This window comes from Pandoraea captiosa (genome assembly GCF_902459775.1).
Lineage (GTDB): Bacteria > Pseudomonadota > Gammaproteobacteria > Burkholderiales > Burkholderiaceae > Pandoraea > Pandoraea captiosa.
In genome coordinates this window covers 107458-129763 of record NZ_CABPSQ010000009.1, presented here as the reverse complement: position 1 = coordinate 129763, position 22306 = coordinate 107458, and the positions used below count along the sequence as shown (strand labels likewise).

Sequence of the window (22306 nt, the reverse complement as noted above, 5' to 3'; positions counted from 1 at the left end):
TGGCGTCCGTTCTCGCATTTGTCGCCCACGTGCATCGGCTACCGTGACCTCCGTCAGACGTCGCCACGCCGCAGCAACGCGTACTTGAGAAAGGCACTCCGGGCATTCATGCGAGCGATGGCCGCGCCGGTCGCGCCGTCGAGAAAGCCGCGTCGCAGCACATAGGTGCGAACGAACGCCCATCCGCCGTTGATCCACGGTTTGAGCGGTGACACCCGTTTGCCGCGCAACGCCATTTCTTTTGCACCGGCACGCGCATACCGCTGAACTTTGTCCTCGACCTGACGCGCTTCGGTATAGCTGTAATGCAGCAGATGGTGGGCGAGCGTGCCGATCTCGCCGTCAACGATCACGCGCTCATGCACGAGATTGTCGGAAAAGCGCCCGGCCTCGCGGCGAAAGAGCCGCAGTACGTAATCCGGATACCATCCGCAATGTTTCACCCAATGGCCAAGAAACTGCGACAGACGCGGCATGCGATAGCCGGTGTGCGTCCCCTGCGCGATGGCAGCGGCAATATCGGCGGCCAGCTCCGGCGTCACGCGTTCATCGGCGTCGAGCGAGAGCACCCAGGACTGCGTGGCAAGCGACAGGGCGCGATTTTTCTGCGGGCCGAAGCCGGGCCAGTCGGGGGTGACGTGCACTTCGGCCCCCTGAGCGCGTGCGATGTCCGCCGTGCCGTCCGTACTCGCGTTGTCGAGGACCACGATCTGCGTGGCGATCGCGTTGACCGAGGCAATGCAGTCGGCAATGTTGTGGCGTTCGTTGCGCGTGAGAATCGTGACGGTCAGAGGCAGGCGTGGCATGGGCGGGCGAGGTATAAGCGGGCGTGGTATCAGCGGGCGCGGTATGAACCGGCGTGAGTCCGTGTGCGATTGGCGTCAGGCAGATCACGCATTGAGCAGTTCGACCAGTGCTTCGCCATAGCGCTCGATCTTCGCCTCGCCCAGACCGGTGATATCCACCAGCCCCTCGCGGTGGCGAGGACGGCGCTGCGCAAGCTCCCGTAACGTGCGGTCATGCAGGATAACGTAGGCCGGCACCGCCTGCGTCTTGGCAATGTCCTGCCGCCACGCGCGAAGCTTTTCGAACAACTGCTGGTCGGCAACGTCCAGTTCGATGGCAGGTGTCGACGCGTATCCCGCAAAGCGGCTCTTTTTGCCGGCGGTCGGCCGCTGCTGGCGGCGCAGCGATACGGTGGTTTCCCCCTTGAGTACGGGACGTGCCGCGGCATTGAGCGTGAGCGCGCCGTACTGGCTGCTGTCCGGCTCGATGATACCGTGGGCGATCAGTTGACGAAACACCGCCCGCCAGCCCTGATCGTCCATTTCACCGCCCACGCCGAAGGTCGGCAGGCTTTCATGCCCGAACTGACGGATCTTGTCGGTGCTGCGCCCACGCAGCAAGTCGACGAGATGTCCGGCACCGAAGCGCTGACCGGTGCGCAGAATGGCCGAGAGTGCCTTCTGCGCCGCGATGGTGCCATCGAAGACTTCCGGCGGATTCAGACACACGTCGCAGTTGCCGCACGGCTCGCTGGCTTCGCCGAAGTACGACAGCAGCACCGTGCGACGGCAACGCGGGGCTTCGCAATAGCCGAGCAACGCGTCGAGCTTCTGGCGCTCGATGCGCTTTTGCAACTCGGACGCGTTCGATTCGTCGATGCGGCTGCGATGCACCACGACGTCGTTCAGGCCATAGGTCATCCAGGCTTCGGCCGGCTCCCCGTCGCGTCCGGCGCGCCCCGTCTCCTGATAATAAGCTTCGAGACTCTTGGGCAGATCGAGGTGGGCGACGAAGCGCACATCCGGCTTGTCGATGCCCATGCCGAAGGCGACGGTCGCCGCCATGACCAGCCCTTCCTCGCGCAGGAAACGCTGCTGGTGCGTGCGGCGCACCTCCGCGTCGAGCCCGGCGTGATAAGGCAACGCCGGAATCCCCTGCGTTTCGAGCCAGGCAGCGGTCTCTTCCACCTTCTTGCGCGACAGGCAGTACACGATGCCGGCCTCGCCGCGATGCCGCGCCAGAAACGCCAGCAATTGCTTGCGCGGGTTGTCCCGGTCGACGATTTCGTAGCGGATATTCGGCCGGTCGAAGCTGGAGACGAACAAACGCGCTTCGGTCAGCCCCAGACGTGTCTGAATTTCCTCGCGCGTGGCGGTGTCGGCTGTTGCCGTGAGCGCGATGCGAGGCACCCGAGGGTAGCGCTCATGCAGCGCGGACAACTGAATGTATTCCGGACGGAAGTCATGCCCCCATTGCGACACGCAGTGGGCTTCGTCGATGGCAAAGAGCGCCAGCTGACCCCGCTCGTCGAGCCGATCCAGGAGGTTGAGGAAGCGCTCGGTCAGCAGTCGTTCGGGCGCGACATACAGCAGGTCGAGTTCGCCGCGCGAGGCGCGCCGCTCGATGTCGAGCGCCTCGTCGAAGGCCAGGCTCGAATTCAGATAGGCGGCGCGCACCCCGGCCTGAAGCAGGGCATCGACCTGATCCTGCATGAGTGCAATGAGCGGGGAGACGACGATGCCGATGCCCGGGCGCAACAGCGCGGGAATCTGGTAGCAGAGTGACTTGCCGCCGCCCGTGGGCATGAGCACGAGTGCATCGCCCCCGTCGGCCACATGGTCGACGATGGCGGCCTGATCGCCACGGAATGCGTTATAGCCGAATACGGTACGGAGAACTTCGAGTGCGCTTGCCATGCGCCGGAGTATACCGGTTCCACCCTCCGTCCGGCGCGCCGAGGGGCCCGGAGATTGGGCATTGTGGGGGGCATTGTGAAGATTTTGCGGCGGCGTCCGAGTCCGGTTCGGACACGTCCCGGCGGGACGGCGCGGTACGTTAGAATAGCGGTTTTCCTGCCGTCCCCGACTTACATGAGCGCACCGCACAAGCCCGCCGGACCGATTCTGCGACGTCTGCTGGGCTATCTCCAGCCGTATTGGCACATGGGCCTGCTGGCCGTTCTCGCCATGGCGCTGGTGGCGGGAACCGAAGCCGCGATTCCGGCAGTCCTCAAGCCGGTGCTCGATAAAGGCTTTTCCGGCGGCGATCCGTGGAAGCTCTGGTATGTGCCGGCGGCCGTGATCGGGCTGGCCGTGATTCGGGGGCTCGCGCAGTATTCGGCCAACTACATGCTGTCGTGGGTCTCGAACCGGGTGTTGCTCGATCTGCGTGTGCGCATGTTCGAGCGTTTGCTCCATGCCCCGGCGTCGTACTACCAGCGCGAGACGACCAGTACGCTGATCAATGCGATCGTCTACGAGGTCAATCAGGTGCTCGGCGTGCTGACCACCGTGCTCATAACGCTCGTGCGCGACTCGCTGACCGTCATCGGCCTGCTGGGCTATCTGTTCTATCTGAACTGGCGCCTCACGCTCGTCGTGGCCGTCATTCTGCCGTTCATCGGCTGGCTGGTCGGCAAGATCAACCGCCGCCTGCGCCGTCTGAACCGCGAGCAGCAGACACTGACCAATGCGCTGTCCTATGTAGTCGAAGAGGCGGTCGGCGGCTACAAGGTCGTGAAGATCCACAACGGCGAAGAGTACGAGAAGTCCCGCTTCGACAAGATGACCAGCACGCTGCGCGGTTATGCCATGCGCGTGACGGTCTCGGGCGGTCTGGCACAGCCGGTCACGCAGGCGCTGGCCTCGCTGGCGCTGGCGATCGTCATTACGGTGGCGATGATCGAATCGTCGTCCGGCGAGATGACCGTGGGCGGGTTCACCGCTTTCGTCACCGCACTGCTGCTCGTCGTGTCGCCGCTCAAGCATCTGATGGACGTGAATCAGCCGCTGCAACGCGGTGTGACGGCCGCCGAGCTGATCTTCGAAGTCATGGACGTGGAGGTCGAGCCGAGCGGCGGCGAACGTACGCTCGATCGCGCCAAGGGCCGTGTAACGTTCGATCAGGTGAGTTTTCACTACGGCGCGAGCGAGCGCCCGACGCTGGACAACATTTCGCTGGACGTCGCACCGGGTGAGATGGTCGCGCTGGTCGGCCCTTCGGGCAGCGGCAAGACGACGATGGTCAATCTCGTGCCGCGCTTCTTCGACCCCACAGGCGGGCGCATTCTGCTCGACGGTATTGCGCTGAGCGATCTGCGTCTGGCCGATCTGCGTCGTCAGATCGCATTCGTGAGCCAGGACGTCGTCTTGTTCAACGACACGATCGCGGCGAACGTCGCCTACGGCCAGGAAGTCGATGCCGAGCGCGTGCAGGCCGCATTGCGCGCCGCCAATCTGGCCGATGCCGTTGCCTCGATGCCCGACGGCGTGAACACGATGGTGGGCGACAACGGCATGCGACTGTCGGGCGGACAGCGCCAGCGTCTGGCGATCGCCCGCGCCATCTACAAGGACGCGCCGATTCTGATTCTGGACGAAGCGACGTCGGCGCTGGATTCCGAGTCGGAGCGTCACGTGCAGGCAGCGCTGGAAGTGCTGATGGAAGGCCGCACCACGCTGGTGATCGCGCATCGCTTGTCTACCATCGAGCGCGCGGACCGCATCGTGGTGCTGGAGCAGGGGCGTATCGTGGAGCAGGGCTCGCATCAGGAACTCGTGGCGCATAATGGCCTTTACGCCCATCTGCACCGCATCCAGTACGCGCAGCAACAGGAAGCCTGACGTTTTGTCATTGCGATGCTTCGACGGGCCGATGGGGTGCGCAGTGAGACCCATGAGGCTCATGAAGCCCGTGAGACCAAGGAGACCAAGGAGACCATGATGAGCCAGCCGCCGATCAGCCGTTTTCCCGTGCCGGACCTTGCCTCGTTGCCGGCGGATATCCGCGCGCGTATCGACGAGGTTCATGAAAAGGCTGGCTTCATCCCGAACGTTTTTCTGACGCTGGCCCATCGCCCGGACGAATTCCGCGCGTTTTTCGCCTATCACGATGCGTTGATGCTCAAGGAAGGCAACCTGAGCAAGGGCGAGCGCGAGATGATCGTGGTGGCGACCAGCGCCGTGAACCAGTGCCTCTATTGCGTGGTGGCGCACGGGGCGCTGGTGCGCATTTATGAGAAGCAGCCGTTGCTGGCCGATCAGGTGGCTGTCAACTATCTGAAGGCGGACCTGACCGATCGCCAGAAGGCGATTCTGGCGTATGCGCTGAAGGTCTGCGAGCGTTCACATGAGGTGAACGACGACGATTACGCCACGCTGCGCCGCCACGGCCTGCATGACGAGGACATCTGGGACATCGCTGCGATCACGGCGTTTTTCGGTATGTCCAACCGCATCGCGAATGCGATTTCGATGCGGCCGAATGACGAATTTTTCCTGATGGGACGTGTGCCGCGCAAGTAAGGCCGCTCCCTCACTCATTTTGCTTACCCCATGATCTTCGTGACTGGTGGCGCCGGCTTCATCGGCGCAAATTTCGTTCTGGACTGGCTTGCGCAACACGATGAGCCGGTGCTGACCATCGACAAGCTGACGTACGCGGGCAACCTCGCCAATCTGGCGAGCGTCGAGCACGACGCACGTCATCGATTCGCGCAGGTCGACATCTGCGACCGGGCGGCGCTCGATCGTTTGTATGCGGAGCATCGTCCGCGCGCCGTGCTGCACTTCGCGGCGGAGAGTCACGTCGACCGCTCCATTCACGGGCCGGGCGATTTCGTGCAGACGAACGTGGTCGGCACGTTCACGATGCTCGAAGCGGCGCGCGCTTACTGGAGTGCACTCGAAGGCGAAGCACGTGAAAACTTCCGTTTTCTGCATGTGTCGACGGACGAGGTCTACGGCTCGCTGAGCCCGACCGATCCTGCGTTCACCGAGACCACGCCTTACGCGCCGAACAGCCCGTATTCGGCGTCCAAGGCGGGCTCCGATCACCTCGTGCGGGCGTATCACCACACGTATGGCCTGCCGGTGCTCACGACCAACTGCTCGAACAACTACGGTCCGTACCAGTTTCCCGAAAAGCTCATCCCGCTGGTCATCGCCAATGCACTGGCCGGCAAGCCTCTGCCCATCTATGGCGACGGCAGCAACGTGCGCGACTGGCTGTATGTCGGCGACCACTGTTCTGCCATCCGCGAAGTGCTGGACAAGGGCACGCCGGGCGAGGTCTATAACGTGGGCGGCTGGAACGAGCAGAACAACCTGTCGGTCGTGAAGCACCTTTGCCAGTTGCTCGACGAGCTTGCGCCGCGTGCCGACGGCAAGTCGTATGCCGATCAGGTGACGTTCGTCACGGACCGCCCGGGTCATGATCGTCGGTACGCCATCGACGCGCGCAAGCTTGAGCGCGAACTGGGCTGGCGTCCGGCGCACACGTTCGAGACCGGCATGCGCAAGACAGTGCAGTGGTATCTCGCCAATGGCGAATGGGTGCGTCAGGTGCAATCCGGCGAATATCAGCGCTGGATCGAGACGCATTATCGTGATCAAGGCGGGGATCGAACTCAGGGGCGGGACGCCAAAGCCGCCCCGACGGGAGGTGCGGCATGACGACGAGACGCAAGGGCATCATTCTCGCGGGCGGGTCCGGCACCCGCCTGTATCCGGCGACGCTGGCGGTATCGAAGCAACTGCTTCCCGTCTACGACAAGCCGATGATCTACTATCCGCTCACCACGCTGATGCTCGCGGGCATTCGCGATGTGCTCGTCATCTCCACCCCGCAGGACACGCCGCGCTTCGAGCAGTTGCTCGGCGACGGCAGCCAGTGGGGACTGAACATCCAGTACGCGGTGCAGCCGTCTCCCGATGGTCTGGCACAGGCGTTCCTGATCGGTGCGGATTTCATCGGCAACGATCCGTGCGCGCTCGTGCTGGGCGACAACCTGTTCTATGGTCACGATTTCGCGGCGTTGCTGAGTGCGGCGAACCGGCAAACGGACGGCGCGACCGTGTTCGCTTATCCGGTGAACGACCCGGAGCGCTACGGCGTGGTGACGTTCGACGACTCGGGGCGCGCGATCGAACTGATCGAAAAGCCCACGCAGCCGAAGTCGCGCTACGCAGTCACCGGCTTGTACTTCTGCGATAACGACGTGATCGACATTGCGCGCACGATCCGGCCTTCGGCGCGTGGCGAGCTGGAAATCACCGACGTCAACAACGAGTATCTGAAGCGCGGCAAGCTCAACGTGCAGATCATGGGACGCGGCTACGCGTGGCTCGATACCGGTACGCATGAATCGATGCTCGAAGCGAGCACGTTCATTCAGACGATCGAATCGCGCCAGGGGCTGAAGGTCGCATGTCCCGAGGAAATTGCGTATCGACGCGGGTGGATCGATGCCGCTGCGATCGAGACGCTGGCACAGCCCCTCGCGAAGACGGGCTACGGCCAGTACCTCCTGTCGATGTTGCGCGAGCGGGTGTTCTGATCGCCGTCTGACACGAAACGTATGCGACCCCTGTGCACCTCTGCTCGCCCCTAGATCCCTACCGGTAATTCCCATGCAAGTCACTCCTACCGCGATCCCGGCCGTGTGCGTCATCGAACCCAAGGTGTTCGGCGATTCGCGCGGCTATTTCTTCGAGAGCTTCAATCAGCGTAACTTCGACGATGCGCTCGGCGAAACGCTCACGTTCGTGCAGGACAACCAGTCGCGCTCGGTGCGCGGCGTGCTGCGCGGCCTGCATTACCAGATCAGGCAGCCGCAGGGAAAACTCGTGCGCGTGTTGCACGGCGAGATCTACGACGTCGCGGTCGATATCCGAGAAGGTTCGCCGACGTTCGGTAAGTGGGTGGCAGAGCGGATCAGCGCCGAGAACAAGAAGCAGCTATGGATTCCGGCCGGTTTCGCCCACGGCTTCGTGGTGACGTCGGAGACGGCAGAAGTGCTCTACAAGACGACGGACTACTGGGCGCCGCAATTCGAGCGTTGCATTCGCTGGGATGACCCGACGCTGGCAATTCCCTGGCCGCTGGACGGTATGACGCCGACCGTCTCGGACAAGGACCGCCAGGGCATGCCGTTCGCGCAGTACAAGCACGAAGACTGATCCCCGTGTACGCCGGTCGGGCCGTATTGAACGTGATTGACGGCAGGCTGGCCGCAATGGCCGCAATCGCCGCAATGGTCACTTCATGAGCGAGGTCAGCTAACGGAGGACGACCCGGCGGCCGACGTTTTTTCGGCCGTCTGCGCGCCGCGACTCGCGCTCGGTGATTCGGTGCTGGCTGACGTGGGGGATGTGGCCACTGCCGTCGAGGTTTCCCCCGTCACCCGCAGCACACGCACGTAACGCAGCCCCAGCGGCTCGAAGCGCGCAGCTAGCGCGTCGGCCACGGTTTGCGACGCGGCTTCCATGCTGCCATCGCCTGCACCGGCACGTGCCGGTTCGTCCAGTCCTTCGACGATCACGTCGGCTTCCAGCCCGTTATCGAGGTAATGCAGCATGACGTCATGCAACGCGAGCGCATTGGCCCGGCAAAGCAGTTCCGCCGCGCCGACGACGACCGCGCGCGCAGGCCATTGTTGCAGCGCGGTGCCCTTGGTGTCGCTTTCCGGATCGACATGCACCAGCACGTCGAGAATCTGCGGCTCGGCCATGGCGGCTGCACGCGCCTGTTCTGCGATGTAGTGACCTTCGGACACCGACAGGCGCGCGTCGACGAGGATGTGCACATCCACCACGATTTCATCGCCCATGCGGCGCGTGCGCAACATGTCGATGGCGCGCACGCCGGGGGTATCGAGCAGGCGCTGACGGATGGAGATGGTGGTTGCATCGTCGACCCCGCGATCGATCAGGTCCTGAAGCGCGTTCCAGCCGAACTTCCAGCCGGTGCGTCCGATCATCAGGCCCACGAGCGCGGCAGCGAGTGGATCGAGGATACGATAGCCCGCCAGGTTGCCCAGAATGCCGCAGGCGACGACGAGCGATGAGAGGGCGTCAGAGCGCGCATGCCACGCATTGGCAACGAGCATCGCGGAGCGCACGCGCTGTGCCGCGCGCAGCATGTAGCGAAACAGACCTTCCTTGCTCACGAGCACCACGACGGCGACGACCAGCGCGATGACATGCACCTCCGGAATCTCTTCCGGATGCAGCAGGCGCTCGATGCCGCGCCACAGCATGCCGGCGCCTACGGCGAGCAGGATCACGCCGAGAAAGAGCGACGCGGCGTTCTCGTAGCGGCTGTGTCCGTAGGGGTGATCGGCGTCAGGGGCGCGGGCGCTGCCGCGTGCGGCGGCGAGCACGACGAAGTCGGAGACGATGTCCGAGAGCGAATGGATGCCGTCGGCGATCAGGGCCTGGGAACGCGCGAACACCCCGATGACGATCTGCGCCGTCGTGAGCACCACGTTGACCCAGATACTGACCCAGGTCGAATGGCGTGCGACGGCGTGTTTGTCGAGCGCCTCGCTCGATGCTGCCAGATTATCGTAGTTCGAATAGGGCATGGCCAGGACGTGCGCGTCGGGCGCGACGAAATCGGATCGATCTCGTATTGTATTGCGGTTGCCCGAATGTGCCAGCCGCGCCGTCCCGAGGGCGCGTCGTACCGGGCCGCGCCGCCCACCCGGCAGCGCGACCGATTCGCCGTCGTCTTCCCTTCAAAGACTCACCGATGCTGCTGACACACCACGCCGTACCATCCGAGTCCCTTGTAGGTTTCATAGCCGGGTGTCGCAGCGAACGCGACGGTCGTGCGTTTGACCGGGTCGGTGTAGAAGCCGCTCGTCGCCCCGTCGGTACGCAGGTGAAAAGTTTCGCTGAGCACGCCTTGCCCGTCAGAGCTTGCAATCACGCGGAACGAGGAGTCCACGATCATGCACCGCGTGCGTGCCCATTCTTCGTCGCTCAGTCGCACGCCTTTGACGACGGCTTCGGCTTGCGGCGCCCAGTCGAAGAAGATGACCAGTGCGCCCAGCACCCGGCCATCGGCCAGTCCGTTCTCCCGAATGGCGGTCGAGTAGGTCGCGACCTGTGCGTGCCTTAGATGCGCGAGCGTCTGGATGTCGCTCGCGACGTAATCGGCGCCGCTGCGTGTCTTGAGCGCGGCCTTGAACCAGCCGGCGTCCGCGACATTGCTGCCCATGACCGGATAGTCCGAGCGTCGGCCGTTGGCCACGACCACGCCCTGGGCATCGATCACCCAGAGATCCTTGTAGACGGTATAGCTGTCCAGAATGACGCCGAGGCGATCCGCCGCATGCGCTGCCGCCTCGGGATGCGGATCCGTCAGGCACGTGACGACCGCCGAGTCAGTCGCCCACCAGCGCACGTCGCACGATCGTTCGTAGAGGTTGCGGTCGACGACATCGATCATGTTGAGCGCGAGGTCGGCACAGCGTTGACCGTCGTGCCCGCCCATTCGCTCGATCATGAGGTCGCCGAGTTCCGTGAGTTCCTTGAGTGAGCCGGTCAGCTCCTTGTTGAGCGAATCGGTCACCTCGCCGATGCGCTTCGAGACGAGCTTGACCTGATTGGCCACGACGGCGAAGCCCTTGCCCGCATTGCCTGCACGGGCTGCTTCGATCAACGCGTTGAGTGCGAGAAATGTCGTCTCACGGTTGATCTCGTTGATGTCGCCGATCTTGCTGACTGCCAGCTTCCTCACTGCGTGGGTCAGATCGACAATTGCTTTTGGATTCGCCATTTGTTTGCCCCTTTTTCGTCGTTATATTTAAGCGTTTAAACGCAAGAACCGGGCCACGTGGCGATCATGACCGGTTGTGGTGCAACAGGGGCGATGAAAAGCAGGGAGGGGCGCAGGGTAGGCGGGTGAGCATGCCCAATGAAGGTGCCTGCGCGCACCGGGAGAGGGAGCGGATACTCCCGGTGCTTTGGTGTCCTGATGGATTTACATCAGAATGATGTCGTACTGCTCCTGATGGAACGACGATTCGACTTGCAGCGAGATGGGCTTGCCGATGAAGTCGATCAGCATGGCGAGATGTTGCGATTCCTCTTCGAGGAACAGATCGACCACTTCCTGCGAGGCAATCAGCCGGAACTCGCGCGGATTGAATTGACGTGATTCGCGCAGGATCTCGCGCAGGATGTCGTAGCACAGGGTTCGCGGCGTCTTGACCTGGCCCTTGCCCTGGCACACCGCGCATGGCTCGCACAGCACGTGGGCGAGCGACTCGCGCGTGCGTTTGCGCGTCATCTCCACCAGCCCCAGCTGCGAGAATCCGTTCACCGTGATGCGGGTGCGGTCTCGCGCGAGCGCCTTCTTCAGTTCGGCGAGCACCGAGTCGCGATGCTCGGCGCTTTCCATATCGATGAAGTCGATGATGATGATCCCGCCGAGATTGCGCAGACGCAGCTGACGCGCAATCATCAGCGCCGCTTCGAGGTTCGTCTTGAAGATCGTGTCGTCGAAGTTGCGCGCGCCGACGTAGCCACCGGTGTTCACGTCGATGGTCGTCATCGCTTCGGTCTGGTCGATCATCAGATACCCGCCGGACTTCAGGTCGACGCGACGCGACAGCGCCCGCTCGATTTCCGTCTCCACGTTGTACAGATCGAACAGGGGGCGCTCGCCCGTGTAATGCGTGAGCTTGCCGAGCACCGCCGGCGTGTAGGTGGTCGCGAACTCGGCCAGTTTCTGATACGTCTCGCGCGAGTCGACCAGAATCTTGCCCGTCTCCTCATGCACGAAGTCACGCAGCACACGCTGCGCGAGATTGAGGTCCTGATAGAGCAGGGAGGGGGCCGGCACGCGCGTGCTCTGCTCGCCGATGGTCTGCCATGACTTGCGCAGATAGGCGATGTCGTTGGCCAGTTCGGCGTCGGCGGCGTCTTCCGCAATCGTGCGGACGATGAAGCCGCCTTTCTCATCGGCCGGCACCAGCGCCTGAATCTTGCTGCGCAGCGCTTCGCGCTCGGCTTCGCTCTCGATGCGCTGCGAGATGCCGATGTGCGGTTCCTGCGGCAGATAGACGAGCGTGCGCCCGGCAATGCTGATCTGTGTCGAGAGCCGCGCGCCCTTGGTGCCGATGGGGTCCTTGATGACCTGCACCATCAGCGTCTGTCCCTCGAAGACGGTCTTCTCGATGGGCGGCTGCGGATGCGGCACGGACGTGTCGTTGCTGGTGCGCGGATGCCAGATGTCGGCTACGTGCAGGAACGCCGCGCGCTCCAGTCCGATATCGATGAAGGCCGACTGCATGCCCGGAAGCACGCGCACGACTTTGCCCAGATAGATGTTGCCGACCAGGCCGCGCGAGAGCGTGCGCTCGATGTGCAGTTCCTGCACGGCGCCGAGCTGCATGAGCGCCACACGGGTTTCCTGTGGCGTGATGTTGACCAGAATGTCTTCGTTCATAAATTGTCGACCGGACTCGGAATGCTTGGGCATCGGGTTGCGTCAGAAGTCGACGCCCGCCTGGCGCAACAGCGCGGCGGTCTCGCACAACGGCAACCCCATGATGCCGGAGTAGCTGCCGTCGATGCGCATGACGAACTCGGCGGCCTTGCCCTGGATACCATACGCGCCGGCCTTGCCGCGTGGCTCTCCCGAGGCGACGTAGCGCTCGATTTCTTCCCGGCGAAGCGGGCGGAACCAGACGTGCGAAATGTTGACTGCCTGATGGATCTGGCCGTCCGCACATACGGCAACGGCGGTCAGCACGCGATGGCGGGTGCCTGACAGGCGCGCCAGAACGGCGCGAGCGTCGGCATCGTCGAACGGCTTGCCGAGGATGGTGCCGTCCAGGCACACGGTGGTATCGGCCGCGAGAATCGGGGCGCCCGGCAGCCCGGCGCGGGCCAGACGGGCAACCGCGGCCTCCGCCTTGGCGCGCGTGACGCGCTGTACGTAATCGTCAGGCGGCTCCCCGGGCAGCACGGCTTCGAGCGCTTCGGCGTCCTCGTCGGCATGAGGCAACAACAGCTCGAAACGAACGCCGAGCTGCTGCAACAGTTCCTGACGGCGGGGGCTTTGCGACGCGAGATAGATGTACGGCATGGCGGCTTGACTTGAATTCGTCCAGCCCGGCACACGTCTTTGCATGGATTTGCAGCACGCGCACCGGGCCGCTGGATGGGCTGGGCGAGGGGAACGCCCTATTATGCCGCCTTGCGCCCGCCCCCGCCAGCGTGTGACGGGGGCGCGGCGTGCCGTTCATTGCCGAGGGCTCAGCGCTCGTCGAGGAAATCCGCACCGATCAGGTCGATGCGGTCGGTGCAGATGGCGTCCACGCCCCACGCCGCCAGCTCGCGAGCGCGCGCCGGTTCGTTGACCGTGTAGACCAGCATATGCAGGCCGGCCGCCTTGATCTGCGCGACTTGCGGGCCGTCGAGGTGCTTGTGGCTCGCATGCAGCGTTACGGTGCCCAGCTTGCGGGCATCCTCGCGCCAGTGGGTCGGCACGGCCTCGTACAGCATGCCGCGCGGCAGTTCCGGCACGGCAGCAGCCGCCGCTTCGAGCGCCTCGTAAGAGAACGAGGAGAGCAACGGGGCCTGCGGCTGACCTGCCCAAAGCGTTTTGACCGCCTCGGCCACCAACTTGCCGGTCTCGGCCTCACGGCCCGGACATGGCTTGATCTCGACGTTGGCGGCCAGGCCGAGCGACAGGCATCGCTCGGCGACCTGCGCCAGCGTGGGCATGACCTGTCCGGCGAAGCGTCCGTCAGCGCCGAACCAGCTGCCGGCGTCGAGCTTTTCGATCTCGGCGTAGGTCATCTGCGCCGCAGGACCCCGCCCGTTGCTGGTGCGATCGACCGTGTCGTCGTGCAGCAGGAAGACGACGTTGTCCGCCGAGAGCTTGGCGTCGAACTCGACCATGCGCAGACCGAGCGAGGCCCCCATCTCGAATGCCGCCACCGTGTTTTCCGGCGCAAGCTTGCCGCCGCCGCGATGCGAGACGATGCGCGGATACGGCCAGTCGCGCCACAAATGGGCAGATGCTGAACTATCGCTCATCGCGCTTACGCCTCGACTCGTTTGCCCGTCGACGGATCGAACAGGTGCAGCGCCTTGGCCGAGATGGCCAGCGGCACGATCGTCCCGGCGGCCGGACGCAGTTCGTGGGGCAGGCGTACCGTCACCGCCTGCTCGCCCCAGCGGCCGTGCAACAGATTGTCGGCCCCGAGCAGTTCGAGCTGATCGACGTTGATGCTCGTCTGCGCGGCGAATGCGCCCAGCCCGTTGTGCTGTTCGGCGGGCACCAGATGCTCCGGGCGCACGCCGAGCACGAGTTCGCGGTTCGCGTGCGCCATGCTCGTGGGCGGCAGGCGCAGCGCCGGGCCGCCTTCGATCTGGAAGGTGCGGCCTTCCGGGTCGACACGTCCTTTGAGCAGGTTCATCGCGGGCGAGCCCATGAAGCTGGCGACGAACAGCGAGGCGGGGCGCTCGTAGACGTCCGTGGGTGTGCCGATCTGCTCGGCGTAGCCCTTGTTCATGACGATCACGCGATCGGCCAGCGTCATGGCTTCGACCTGATCGTGGGTGACGTACAGGCTCGTGGTCTTCAGGCGCTTGTGCAGACGCTGGATTTCGAGACGCATCTGCACGCGCAGCTTGGCGTCCAGGTTCGAGAGCGGTTCGTCGAACAGGAACACGGCCGGTTCGCGCACGATGGCGCGGCCCATGGCCACGCGCTGGCGCTGTCCGCCCGAGAGCTCGCGCGGCTTGCGCGCCAGCAGGGGCTCCAGTTCCAGAATGCGCGCGGCCGCGAGCACACGCTCGTCGATCGTCTTCTTGTCGATGCCGCGAATCCTCAGGCCGTACGACATGTTCTGACGTACGTCCATGTGCGGGTACAGCGCGTAGTTCTGGAACACCATCGCGATGTTGCGATCCTTCGGTTCCAGCTGATTGACGACCTGCGAGCCGATGAGGATGCTGCCTTCGCTCACCGATTCGAGACCGGCGACCATGCGCAGCAGCGTCGACTTGCCGCAGCCCGACGGGCCGACGATGACCACGAACTCGCCGTCTTCGATGTCGATGTCGACACCGTGCAGCACGTAGTTCTTCTGGTCGTAGGTTTTCTTGACGCTATGGAGTTTGAGATTTGCCATGATTACTTTTCCGAATCGACCAGACCGCGCACGAACCAGCGTTGCATCAGCAGCACCACCGCCAGGGGCGGCAGCATGGCGAGCAGCGTGGCGCTCATGACGAGTTGCCATTGCGTGGCGGTATCACCACTGCCGATCATGCTCTTGATACCCACGACCGCCGTCGTCATCTCGGGCGCATTGGTCACGAGAATCGGCCACAGATACTGATTCCAGCCATAGATGAAGGTGATGACGAAGAGCGCGGCGATGTTCGTCTTCGACAGCGGCAGGACCACGTCGAAGAAGAAACGCATCGGACCGGCGCCGTCGATACGCGCGGCTTCGACGAGCTCGTCGGGTAGCGTCATGAAGAACTGTCGGAACAGGAACGTGGCCGTGGCCGACGCGATCAGCGGCACGGTCAGACCGGCATAGCTGTTGATGAGGCCGAGGTTCGAAATCACCTGCACCGTCGGGAAAATCCGCACTTCGACTGGCAGCATCAGCGTGGCGAAGATGAGCCAGAAGAACAGGTTGCGCAGGGGAAAGCGGAAGTACACGATGGCAAACGCCGACAGGATCGAGACCGAAATCTTGCCGATCGTGACGACCAGTGCCATGAACAGGCTGTTGCCGAGCATCATGCCGAACGGCATGGCGGCGTTGCCCGTGCCAGATCCCCACACGGTGGCGAAGTTCTCGAGCAGGTGCGTGCTCGGAATGAGCGACAAAGGAACGTTGAAGACTTCGCTCTCGTTCATGGTGGCGGCGACGAACGCCACATAGAGCGGGAAGACGACCAGCAACACGCCGATTATCAGCATGACGTGGCAGAAGATATCCAGGCCGCGACGGTTCTCGATCATGCGTATTGCACCTTGCGTTCGATGAATCGGAACTGCACGACCGTGAGCACGATGACAATCGCCATCAGTACCACCGACTGGGCAGCGGAGCTGCCGAGGTCGAGCCCCTTGAAGCCTTCCGAGTAGATCTTGTAGATCAGCGTCATGGTCGACTGGCCCGGGCCGCCGCCGGTCGCCGCGTCGATCACCGGGAAGGTGTCGAAGAACGAGTAGACGAGGTTGACCACGAGCAGGAAGAACGTGGTCGGCGAGATCAGCGGCAGCACCAGCCCGAAGAAACGCCGGATCGGCCCTGCGCCGTCAATCGCGGCGGCTTCCACCAGCGAGCGCGGAATCGCCTGCAAGCCGGCGTAGAAGAACAGGAAGTTGTAGCTGATCTGCTTCCAGATCGACGCGAGGACGACGAGGAACATCGCCTGGCCGCCATTGAGCGCGTGGTTCCATTCGATGCCGAGCTTCGCGAGGCCATAGGTGACCAGACCGATACTCGGGTTGAACAGGAAGGCCCACAGCACCGCGGCAATCGCGGGCGCGACGGCGTACGGCCAGATCAGCAGCGTCTGGTAGGTCCGCTTGCCACGCGTGACGCGGTCGGCCATTGCCGCGAGCAGCAGCGAGATGACCAGACCGCAGACCGTGACCAGTCCACTGAAAATCATGGTGGTGCGAAACGATGCGAGATAGAGCGAGTCGCTCCACAGCGCAGTGAAATTGGCGAATCCGACGAACTCGCTCGACAGCCCGAAGGCGTCCTGCGTCGATGTCGATTGCCACAGTGCCTCGCCCGCAGGCCACAGGAAGAAGACAACGGTGATGAACAGCTGCGGGGCTACAAGAGCGTAGGGCAGCCAGCCGGTGCCGAAGCGAGGGCGTTCTCTGGAGGTGTGCGCCATAACGTAGTGACCAAAAAAAAACCAACCCGGCCCGCATTTCACGCGAGCCGGGGTGGAGTCATTGTAACGTCACGATTCATGCGTCGAATGCAGGAAAAGCCCCGGCATTGCGCGCGTAATCGTGCGTTCGCCGAGCTTTAGCTGCCTTGCTTCGCGAAGCGGGCCAGCAGGTCGTCGCCACGTTGCACCGCCTTGTCGAGCGCGGCTTTGGGCGTTTGCTTGCCGGCCCACACGCCTTCGAGTTCCTCGTCGACGACCGTACGGATCTGCGGCATGTTGCCCAGACGCAGACCGCGCGTGTACGGCAGCGGATCCTTGTTGAGCATTTGCTTGATGGCCGTGTCGGCGCCCGGGTTCTTCGCGTAGAAGCCCTGCTTTTCGGTCAGCTCGTAGGCGGCCTTGGTCACCGGCAGGTAACCGGTGTCCTGATGCCACTTGGCGGCGACCGCCGGCGAGGCGAGGTAGTTCAGGAACTTGGCCACGCCCTTGTACTCGGCGGCCGACTTGCCGGCGAGCACCCACAGGCTGGCGCCGCCGATGATCGCGTTCTGCGGCGCGCCCTTCACGTCGGCGTCGTACGGCATCATGCCCACGCCGTAGCTGAACTTGGCGTACTTGCCGATGTTGGCGAGCGCGCCCGACGTCGTCATGGCGATACCGCAGTCGCCGCTGTAGAACTTCGAGGTCACTTCGTCCTTGCGGCCCACGTACGTGAACGAGCCTTCCTTGGCCATGTCGGCCAGGAACTGGATGTGCTTGACCTGTTGCGGGCCGTTAAAGGACAGCTTGGCATCGAGACCGCCGAAACCGTTGTCCTTCGTGGCGTACGGCAGGGCATGCCACGCGCTGTAGTTCTCCAGCTGCGTCCAGCCTTGCCAGCCCATGGTGAAGCCGCACGACATGCCCGAAGCCTTGAGCTTTTCGGCATCGGCCTTCACGTCGGCCCAGGTCTTGGGCGGTTTGTTCGGATCGAGGCCGGCCTTCTTGAAGGCGTCCTTGTTGTAGTACAGCACCGGTGTCGAGCTGTTGAACGGCATCGAGATCAGGTGGTTGGTCTTGCCGTCGGTGTAATAGCCCGCGATGGCCGGCACGAACGCCTTTTCGTCGAACGACTCGCCGGCGTCCTTCATGACTTCCCACACCGGCTTCACGGCCTTCTTGGCCTGAATCATGGTGGCGGTGCCCACTTCGTACACCTGGAGAATGGCCGGGGCGTTACCGGCGCGGAAAGCCGCAATGCCAGCGGCCAGACCCTGCTCGTAGTTGCCCTTGTAGATCGGGACGATCTTGTAGTCGCTTTGCGACGCGTTGAAGTCGGCGGCGATCTGGTTGACGCGATCGCCGAGGGCCGATTCCATCGAATGCCAGAATTGGATTTCCGTGGCGGCGAGGGCCGACGTGCTCATGCCGAGTGCCAGTGCGGCGCCAACGCCGGCGAGGGCGAACGTGCGCAGGGAAGGTTGCTTCATACCAATCTCCGGGGGTTCACGAGAAGTCGAGGGTCCTTTTTTGTCGACGGACCCTGCTTGTTCGCGGTGCGAACTGAGTAGCGCCGCGTAGACTAACACGTCACTGTGATTTTTCCATTCGCGCTGCACAACGGGTGTTGCACGCGAGTGCAATGCGGGGATTGACAGGTGACGCAGTCGCCCGGCCAGCAACGCAGAGAGCGGCCTCCGCAATGCCATACAACGATGCATTGCGCGGCGCCGACGCCCTGTGACTTATGGCTGTCTTATTGCGCGGTCATATAGAGAAGGCGCGTAAGACGGCATCAGGAGGATGCCGCATCCGTATCACACGCGATGGTAGGGGTGATTGGCATTGATGCTCCACGCGCGGTAGAGCTGCTCGGCGAGCAGGACACGCACCATACCGTGCGGCAGGGTGAGGCTGGACAGGCGAATGAGCGTATCGGCGCGGGACTTGAGCGTCGGATCCAGCCCGTCGGCCCCGCCGATCACGAAGGCGACGTCACGCCCGTCCTGCTGCCAGCCGGTGAGCGACTGTGCGAGACGCATGGTCGTGAGATCCTGACCGCGTTCGTCCAGACATACCAGACGGCAGCCGCGCGGCAAAGCCGCCTCGATGCGCTGCGCTTCGGCGGCCATGACGGTCTCGGCGGTGCGGGAGTTGGAGCGTTGCTCCGGCTTGATTTCCTTGAGTTCGATGCGCAGCTCAGGGGGCATGCGCTTGGCGTACTCGGCGAAGGCGGTTTCGATCCAGCCGGGCATCTTGTGCCCGACTGCGAGGATGAACAGACGCATATCGGCGAAATCGCGCGGGCGTCTTACTTGCTGGCCTTGCGACGCGCGGGCGCCTTTTGCGCGGGCGCTTCGTCGCCGTCGTCATCCGGGTCTTCGCCGTCGTCGACGGCGCTCACGTCGGACTTCACGCCGGCCTTGGTACCGGCGGCCTTCAGGCGCACGGGCTTCTCGCCCCAGATTTCTTCGAGGTTGTAGTACTGACGCAGCGCCGGTTGCATGATGTGCACGATGGCGTCGCCCGTGTCGACCAGCACCCATTCGCCCACGTCTTCGCCTTCCATGCTGACGATGTCGCCGCCCGCGGCCTTGACCTTGTCGCGCACGCTGGCGGCAAGGGCCTTGGTCTGGCGGTTGGAGGTACCGCTCGCGATGATCACGCGCTCGAACAGGGCAGTGAGGTGCTCGGTGTTGAACACCTTGATGTCCTGGGCCTTGACGTCTTCGAGGGCGTCGACGATCAGGCGCTGAAGTTTACGAATTTCCATAGTGCGTCTTTTGGGTGAAACAGGGGGCGCCGGACAGCGGCCCAGCCATGTCGTGGCGGGCCGTCAGGCGCGATACAGGTGTTGCGCGCGGATGTACTGCCACACGGGTTCGGGCAGGTTTGCCGGGGGCGTGGCCGCGTCTTGCGCGTGCGCCAGCGTGGCGCGCAACTCGGTGGCGGATATGTCGACGGCCAGTGAGTCGTCGATCAGGATGCCGCCGCATGGCGTGGATTGTACCCCGAGCGCGGACTTTTCCCGTTCGGCGAAGACTTCACGCAGGATCGGGGACGCCGTCTCACGGCTGAAACCGGGCCGCGCCGCCGCGCAGATATGGGCGTAGTCGAAGAGTTCGCGCCAGGCGTGCCACGTGTCGAGCCGCACGAGCTGGTCCGAGCCGATGAGCAGCGAGAGCGACGCTTCGGGGCCGAGATCGCGCCGCATGTCGCGCAACGTGTCGACGGTATAGCTCGGCCCGGCGCGCTCGATCTCGCGCGTGCTGACGATTACCTGTGTCGAAGGATGAGAGACGGCCAGCCCGGCGGCGAGACCTTGCGCGGCCAGGCGTGTCATCGCAAGCCGGTGTTCCGCGGCGGTGCTGCCCTGCTTTTGCGGCTGCTGACCTGCCGGCATCAGAATCAGTTCGTCGAGCGCGAGCGTGCGGGCAAAGAGCGCGCCCAGCGCGAGATGGCCGGTGTGGATCGGATCGAACGTGCCGCCCAGCACGCCGATGCGTCGAACGGCGTGGGGCGGCGTGGCGGACATTCCAGACATTCCGGACGTACCGGACATTCCGGATGTCGAAGCAGAAGTAACGGTCATGCGCTGTCGGCCTTCAGACCCACTCGCGACGCACGAGGAAGTCGGTGTAGAGCTTCGCCTCCTGGGTGTCGGGCTCCGGCTTCCAGTCGTAGTGCCACTTCACGATCGGCGGCATCGACATGAGGATGGATTCGGTGCGACCGCCTGATTGCAGGCCGAAGTGCGTGCCGCGATCCCACACCAGATTGAATTCGACGTAGCGTCCGCGCCGGTGCGCCTGGAAGTCGCGCTCGCGCTCGCCGTACGGCATGCCGCGGCGGCGCTCCACGATGGGTACGTAGGCGTCGAGGAAGGCGTCGCCCACGCTCTGCATGACGGCGAAGCCCGTCTCGAAACCGCCACCGGAGAAGTCGTCGAAGAAGATGCCGCCGATGCCGCGCGGCTCCTGACGGTGTTTCAGGTAGAAATAGTCGTCGCACCAGGCCTTGAAGCGGGGGTACCACGTGGCGTCGAACGGATCGAGCGCATCCTTGCAAGTCTGGTGGAAGTGCTTGCAGTCGTCTTCGAACGCGTAGTACGGCGTGAGGTCCATGCCACCGCCGAACCAGAACGCGGGCAGTTCGCCCGGGGCGGTGGCAATCAGGATTCGCACGTTGAAGTGCACTGTGGGGCAATACGGGTTGCGCGGATGCAGCACGAGCGAGACGCCCAGGGCTTCGAAGCCGCGTCCGGCCAGCTCGGGCCGCGAGGCGCTGGCCGAGGCGGGCAGCTTGTCGCCGATCACGTGGGAAAAGTTCACGCCGCCGCGCTCGAAGAAGTCGCCGTCGTCGAGCACCCGGGTGCGGCCGTCACCTCGCAGGGGGCTGTCGGCCGGACGTTGCCAGTCGTCGACGAAGAAGCGCTTGCCATCGAGGCGCTCCAGCGTTTCGACGATCTTGTCCTGAAGCCCGAGCAGATAAGTGCGTACCGCAGCCGTGTCCGGCGCTTGCGCGGCGTCTTGCGCTGTCATTCTGTGACGTCCCTTGCGTGGTAAATGTGACGAATTTACCCGCGATTGTACCGGGACGGGGCCACAGGCGGGCGGCGGGCGTCTCGGCCGACGCCGCCCGGATGATCTGTGTCAAACGCGGACGCCCGACCTCAGCACATCAGGACGCCGGTGCGTTGGGCAGCGTGCCTGCCGGGGCCGTACCGCCTGCGCCCGGCACGATGGGCGGCACCGCGCTGGTGGCGCCAGCCGGTGCGCCGGGCACGCCCGGCGGCGGCATGAGGATCTGACGCGTTGCGGGCACCGGCCAGTGCGCCGTGCCGCCGACTTCGGCGATGGCCTTGTTGGTGTCGAAATACACCTGCCAGTAATCGCGGTTATGGCAGTACGGCCGCACCGCCAGCACCGGCCCGGACGGATTGAATTCAAGGATTTCCACGTCCACGCCGGGCTTTTCCACCACATTCGGGATCTGCGCGACGCGCGCCTTCAGCCGAGCAACGGCATCCTGCACGTCGACCGTGTGGGCGAGTTGTGCCGTGAGGTCCACCCGGCGGTACGCATTGGCGTCGTACACCGTGATGTTGTCGCCGAAGACTTTCGTGTTGCCGACATACACCCGCAGGTTGTCTGCCGTCGTGAGCGTGGTGACGAACAGGCCGATTTCCTCGACCACGCCCGTCACACCGCCCGCGCTGATCATGTCGCCCGTCTTGAACGGACGCAGCACGATGAGGAAGATGCCCGAGGCGAAGTTCGACAGAAGGCCGGACCATGCCGCACCGATGGCGATACCGGCGGCCGCGAGCAGGGCAGCGAACGAGGTTGTCTCGATACCGCAGACGCTGAGGATGGAGAGAATGAGCGCAATGCGCAACGCAATGCGCAGCGACGACTCGGTGTAGCGAACGAGGGTGGGATCGATGTGGCGACGGGTCATCGCGCCGCGCACGAGCCGCGCGACCAGATTGATGACGATGCCGCCGATGATCCAGATGACGACGGCCATCACGATCTTCAGGCCGAACGGCACCAGATAATCGTTGACCAGCTTATCGAGGTCGAACATGTAAGTCTCCGTCGAGCGAGGGGTCTGTCGGGAAAACTGCATGAATTCCGCCGGGG

The 22306-nt window shown here is 64.0% G+C and carries 21 protein-coding genes; 5 read left to right on the top strand and 16 right to left on the bottom strand.

Annotation, left to right across the window (positions count from 1 at the left end; translation table 11 throughout):
* Positions 1-53: 53 nt before the first annotated feature.
* Together PCA31118_RS20295 and recQ are read right to left on the bottom strand one after the other, a co-directional pair.
* Complete coding sequence (locus PCA31118_RS20295; RefSeq protein WP_150626871.1) at positions 54-806, bottom strand: glycosyltransferase family 2 protein; 753 nt, start codon at positions 804-806, stop codon at positions 54-56.
* 84 nt (positions 807-890) lie between these two features.
* Complete coding sequence (recQ, locus tag PCA31118_RS20290) at positions 891-2702, bottom strand: DNA helicase RecQ (protein WP_150626870.1); 1812 nt, start codon at positions 2700-2702, stop codon at positions 891-893.
* 174 nt (positions 2703-2876) lie between these two features.
* Between recQ and msbA the strand changes: the two genes are divergently transcribed.
* The 5 genes from msbA (at position 2877) to rfbC (ending at position 7964) form a co-directional block, all read left to right on the top strand.
* Positions 2877-4628, top strand: coding sequence for a lipid A export permease/ATP-binding protein MsbA (gene msbA / locus PCA31118_RS20285; RefSeq protein WP_150626869.1), 1752 nt, complete (start codon positions 2877-2879; stop codon positions 4626-4628).
* Between the two features lie 99 nt (positions 4629-4727).
* Positions 4728-5309, top strand: coding sequence for a peroxidase-related enzyme (locus PCA31118_RS20280; RefSeq protein WP_174990550.1), 582 nt, complete (start codon positions 4728-4730; stop codon positions 5307-5309).
* A 30-nt stretch (positions 5310-5339) separates the two neighbouring features.
* On the top strand, positions 5340-6458 hold the full coding sequence (gene rfbB, locus PCA31118_RS20275; protein WP_174990544.1) for a dTDP-glucose 4,6-dehydratase: 1119 nt from the start codon (positions 5340-5342) through the stop codon (positions 6456-6458).
* Complete coding sequence (gene rfbA / locus PCA31118_RS20270; RefSeq protein WP_150626867.1) at positions 6455-7342, top strand: glucose-1-phosphate thymidylyltransferase RfbA; 888 nt, start codon at positions 6455-6457, stop codon at positions 7340-7342. Before rfbB ends, rfbA begins: the two co-directional genes overlap by 4 nt.
* Positions 7343-7415: 73 nt before the next feature.
* On the top strand, positions 7416-7964 hold the full coding sequence (rfbC, locus tag PCA31118_RS20265; protein WP_044456776.1) for a dTDP-4-dehydrorhamnose 3,5-epimerase: 549 nt from the start codon (positions 7416-7418) through the stop codon (positions 7962-7964).
* Between the two features lie 95 nt (positions 7965-8059).
* Here rfbC and PCA31118_RS20260 read toward each other — a convergent pair whose 3' ends face one another.
* The 14 genes from PCA31118_RS20260 to PCA31118_RS20195 form a co-directional block, all read right to left on the bottom strand.
* Positions 8060-9370 carry a cation diffusion facilitator family transporter gene (locus PCA31118_RS20260; RefSeq protein ID WP_150626866.1) on the bottom strand — a complete coding sequence of 437 codons (1311 nt, stop codon included), beginning with the start codon at positions 9368-9370 and terminating at the stop codon, positions 8060-8062.
* Positions 9371-9531: 161 nt separating this feature from the next.
* On the bottom strand, positions 9532-10569 hold the full coding sequence (locus PCA31118_RS20255) for a methyl-accepting chemotaxis protein (protein ID WP_150626865.1): 1038 nt from the start codon (positions 10567-10569) through the stop codon (positions 9532-9534).
* A 204-nt stretch (positions 10570-10773) separates the two neighbouring features.
* Positions 10774-12243 carry a ribonuclease G gene (rng, locus tag PCA31118_RS20250; RefSeq protein WP_044456773.1) on the bottom strand — a complete coding sequence of 490 codons (1470 nt, stop codon included), beginning with the start codon at positions 12241-12243 and terminating at the stop codon, positions 10774-10776.
* Between the two features lie 42 nt (positions 12244-12285).
* The gene (locus PCA31118_RS20245; protein WP_150626864.1) at positions 12286-12885 is read right to left on the bottom strand and encodes a Maf family protein; all 600 of its coding nucleotides are present in this window, start codon (positions 12883-12885) and stop codon (positions 12286-12288) included.
* A gap of 170 nt (positions 12886-13055) precedes the next feature.
* On the bottom strand, positions 13056-13841 hold the full coding sequence (gene ugpQ / locus PCA31118_RS20240) for a glycerophosphodiester phosphodiesterase (RefSeq protein WP_150626863.1): 786 nt from the start codon (positions 13839-13841) through the stop codon (positions 13056-13058).
* Positions 13842-13846: 5 nt separating this feature from the next.
* Complete coding sequence (locus tag PCA31118_RS20235; protein ID WP_150626862.1) at positions 13847-14941, bottom strand: sn-glycerol-3-phosphate import ATP-binding protein UgpC; 1095 nt, start codon at positions 14939-14941, stop codon at positions 13847-13849.
* Positions 14942-14943: 2 nt separating this feature from the next.
* The gene (ugpE, locus tag PCA31118_RS20230; protein WP_044456770.1) at positions 14944-15789 is read right to left on the bottom strand and encodes a sn-glycerol-3-phosphate ABC transporter permease UgpE; all 846 of its coding nucleotides are present in this window, start codon (positions 15787-15789) and stop codon (positions 14944-14946) included.
* Complete coding sequence (ugpA, locus tag PCA31118_RS20225; RefSeq protein WP_150626861.1) at positions 15786-16682, bottom strand: sn-glycerol-3-phosphate ABC transporter permease UgpA; 897 nt, start codon at positions 16680-16682, stop codon at positions 15786-15788. The genes ugpE and ugpA overlap by 4 nt, the downstream gene beginning before the upstream one ends.
* Positions 16683-16819: 137 nt before the next feature.
* Positions 16820-18151, bottom strand: a complete 1332-nt coding sequence (gene ugpB, locus PCA31118_RS20220) for a sn-glycerol-3-phosphate ABC transporter substrate-binding protein UgpB (protein WP_150626860.1) — start codon at positions 18149-18151, stop codon at positions 16820-16822.
* 327 nt (positions 18152-18478) lie between these two features.
* Positions 18479-18949, bottom strand: a complete 471-nt coding sequence (gene rlmH, locus PCA31118_RS20215; protein WP_150626859.1) for a 23S rRNA (pseudouridine(1915)-N(3))-methyltransferase RlmH — start codon at positions 18947-18949, stop codon at positions 18479-18481.
* 23 nt (positions 18950-18972) lie between these two features.
* Entirely contained in the window at positions 18973-19434 is a 462-nt protein-coding gene (gene rsfS, locus PCA31118_RS20210) for a ribosome silencing factor (RefSeq protein WP_150626858.1), read from the bottom strand.
* 63 nt (positions 19435-19497) lie between these two features.
* Positions 19498-20196, bottom strand: coding sequence for a nicotinate-nucleotide adenylyltransferase (locus PCA31118_RS20205; protein WP_246190338.1), 699 nt, complete (start codon positions 20194-20196; stop codon positions 19498-19500).
* Positions 20197-20266: 70 nt separating this feature from the next.
* On the bottom strand, positions 20267-21202 hold the full coding sequence (gene hemF / locus PCA31118_RS20200; RefSeq protein ID WP_150626856.1) for an oxygen-dependent coproporphyrinogen oxidase: 936 nt from the start codon (positions 21200-21202) through the stop codon (positions 20267-20269).
* Between the two features lie 139 nt (positions 21203-21341).
* Positions 21342-22250 (bottom strand): mechanosensitive ion channel family protein, encoded by a 909-nt coding sequence (locus tag PCA31118_RS20195; RefSeq protein ID WP_150626855.1) that lies wholly within the window; start codon positions 22248-22250, stop codon positions 21342-21344.
* Positions 22251-22306: the final 56 nt, after the last annotated feature.

Bases quoted from the DNA above. Each gene is read 5' to 3' on its own strand.
- PCA31118_RS20295 (WP_150626871.1), bottom strand. From the start codon at position 806: ATGCCACGCCTGCCTCTGACCGTCACGATTCTCACGCGCAACGAACGC.
- recQ (WP_150626870.1), bottom strand. From the start codon at position 2,702: ATGGCAAGCGCACTCGAAGTTCTCCGTACCGTATTCGGCTATAACGCA.
- msbA (WP_150626869.1), top strand. From the start codon at position 2,877: ATGAGCGCACCGCACAAGCCCGCCGGACCGATTCTGCGACGTCTGCTG.
- PCA31118_RS20280 (WP_174990550.1), top strand. From the start codon at position 4,728: ATGAGCCAGCCGCCGATCAGCCGTTTTCCCGTGCCGGACCTTGCCTCG.
- rfbB (WP_174990544.1), top strand. From the start codon at position 5,340: ATGATCTTCGTGACTGGTGGCGCCGGCTTCATCGGCGCAAATTTCGTT.
- rfbA (WP_150626867.1), top strand. From the start codon at position 6,455: ATGACGACGAGACGCAAGGGCATCATTCTCGCGGGCGGGTCCGGCACC.
- rfbC (WP_044456776.1), top strand. From the start codon at position 7,416: ATGCAAGTCACTCCTACCGCGATCCCGGCCGTGTGCGTCATCGAACCC.
- PCA31118_RS20260 (WP_150626866.1), bottom strand. From the start codon at position 9,370: ATGCCCTATTCGAACTACGATAATCTGGCAGCATCGAGCGAGGCGCTC.
- PCA31118_RS20255 (WP_150626865.1), bottom strand. From the start codon at position 10,569: ATGGCGAATCCAAAAGCAATTGTCGATCTGACCCACGCAGTGAGGAAG.
- rng (WP_044456773.1), bottom strand. From the start codon at position 12,243: ATGAACGAAGACATTCTGGTCAACATCACGCCACAGGAAACCCGTGTG.
- PCA31118_RS20245 (WP_150626864.1), bottom strand. From the start codon at position 12,885: ATGCCGTACATCTATCTCGCGTCGCAAAGCCCCCGCCGTCAGGAACTG.
- ugpQ (WP_150626863.1), bottom strand. From the start codon at position 13,841: ATGAGCGATAGTTCAGCATCTGCCCATTTGTGGCGCGACTGGCCGTAT.
- PCA31118_RS20235 (WP_150626862.1), bottom strand. From the start codon at position 14,941: ATGGCAAATCTCAAACTCCATAGCGTCAAGAAAACCTACGACCAGAAG.
- ugpE (WP_044456770.1), bottom strand. From the start codon at position 15,789: ATGATCGAGAACCGTCGCGGCCTGGATATCTTCTGCCACGTCATGCTG.
- ugpA (WP_150626861.1), bottom strand. From the start codon at position 16,682: ATGGCGCACACCTCCAGAGAACGCCCTCGCTTCGGCACCGGCTGGCTG.
- ugpB (WP_150626860.1), bottom strand. From the start codon at position 18,151: ATGAAGCAACCTTCCCTGCGCACGTTCGCCCTCGCCGGCGTTGGCGCC.
- rlmH (WP_150626859.1), bottom strand. From the start codon at position 18,949: ATGCGTCTGTTCATCCTCGCAGTCGGGCACAAGATGCCCGGCTGGATC.
- rsfS (WP_150626858.1), bottom strand. From the start codon at position 19,434: ATGGAAATTCGTAAACTTCAGCGCCTGATCGTCGACGCCCTCGAAGAC.
- PCA31118_RS20205 (WP_246190338.1), bottom strand. From the start codon at position 20,196: ATGTCCGCCACGCCGCCCCACGCCGTTCGACGCATCGGCGTGCTGGGC.
- hemF (WP_150626856.1), bottom strand. From the start codon at position 21,202: ATGACAGCGCAAGACGCCGCGCAAGCGCCGGACACGGCTGCGGTACGC.
- PCA31118_RS20195 (WP_150626855.1), bottom strand. From the start codon at position 22,250: ATGTTCGACCTCGATAAGCTGGTCAACGATTATCTGGTGCCGTTCGGC.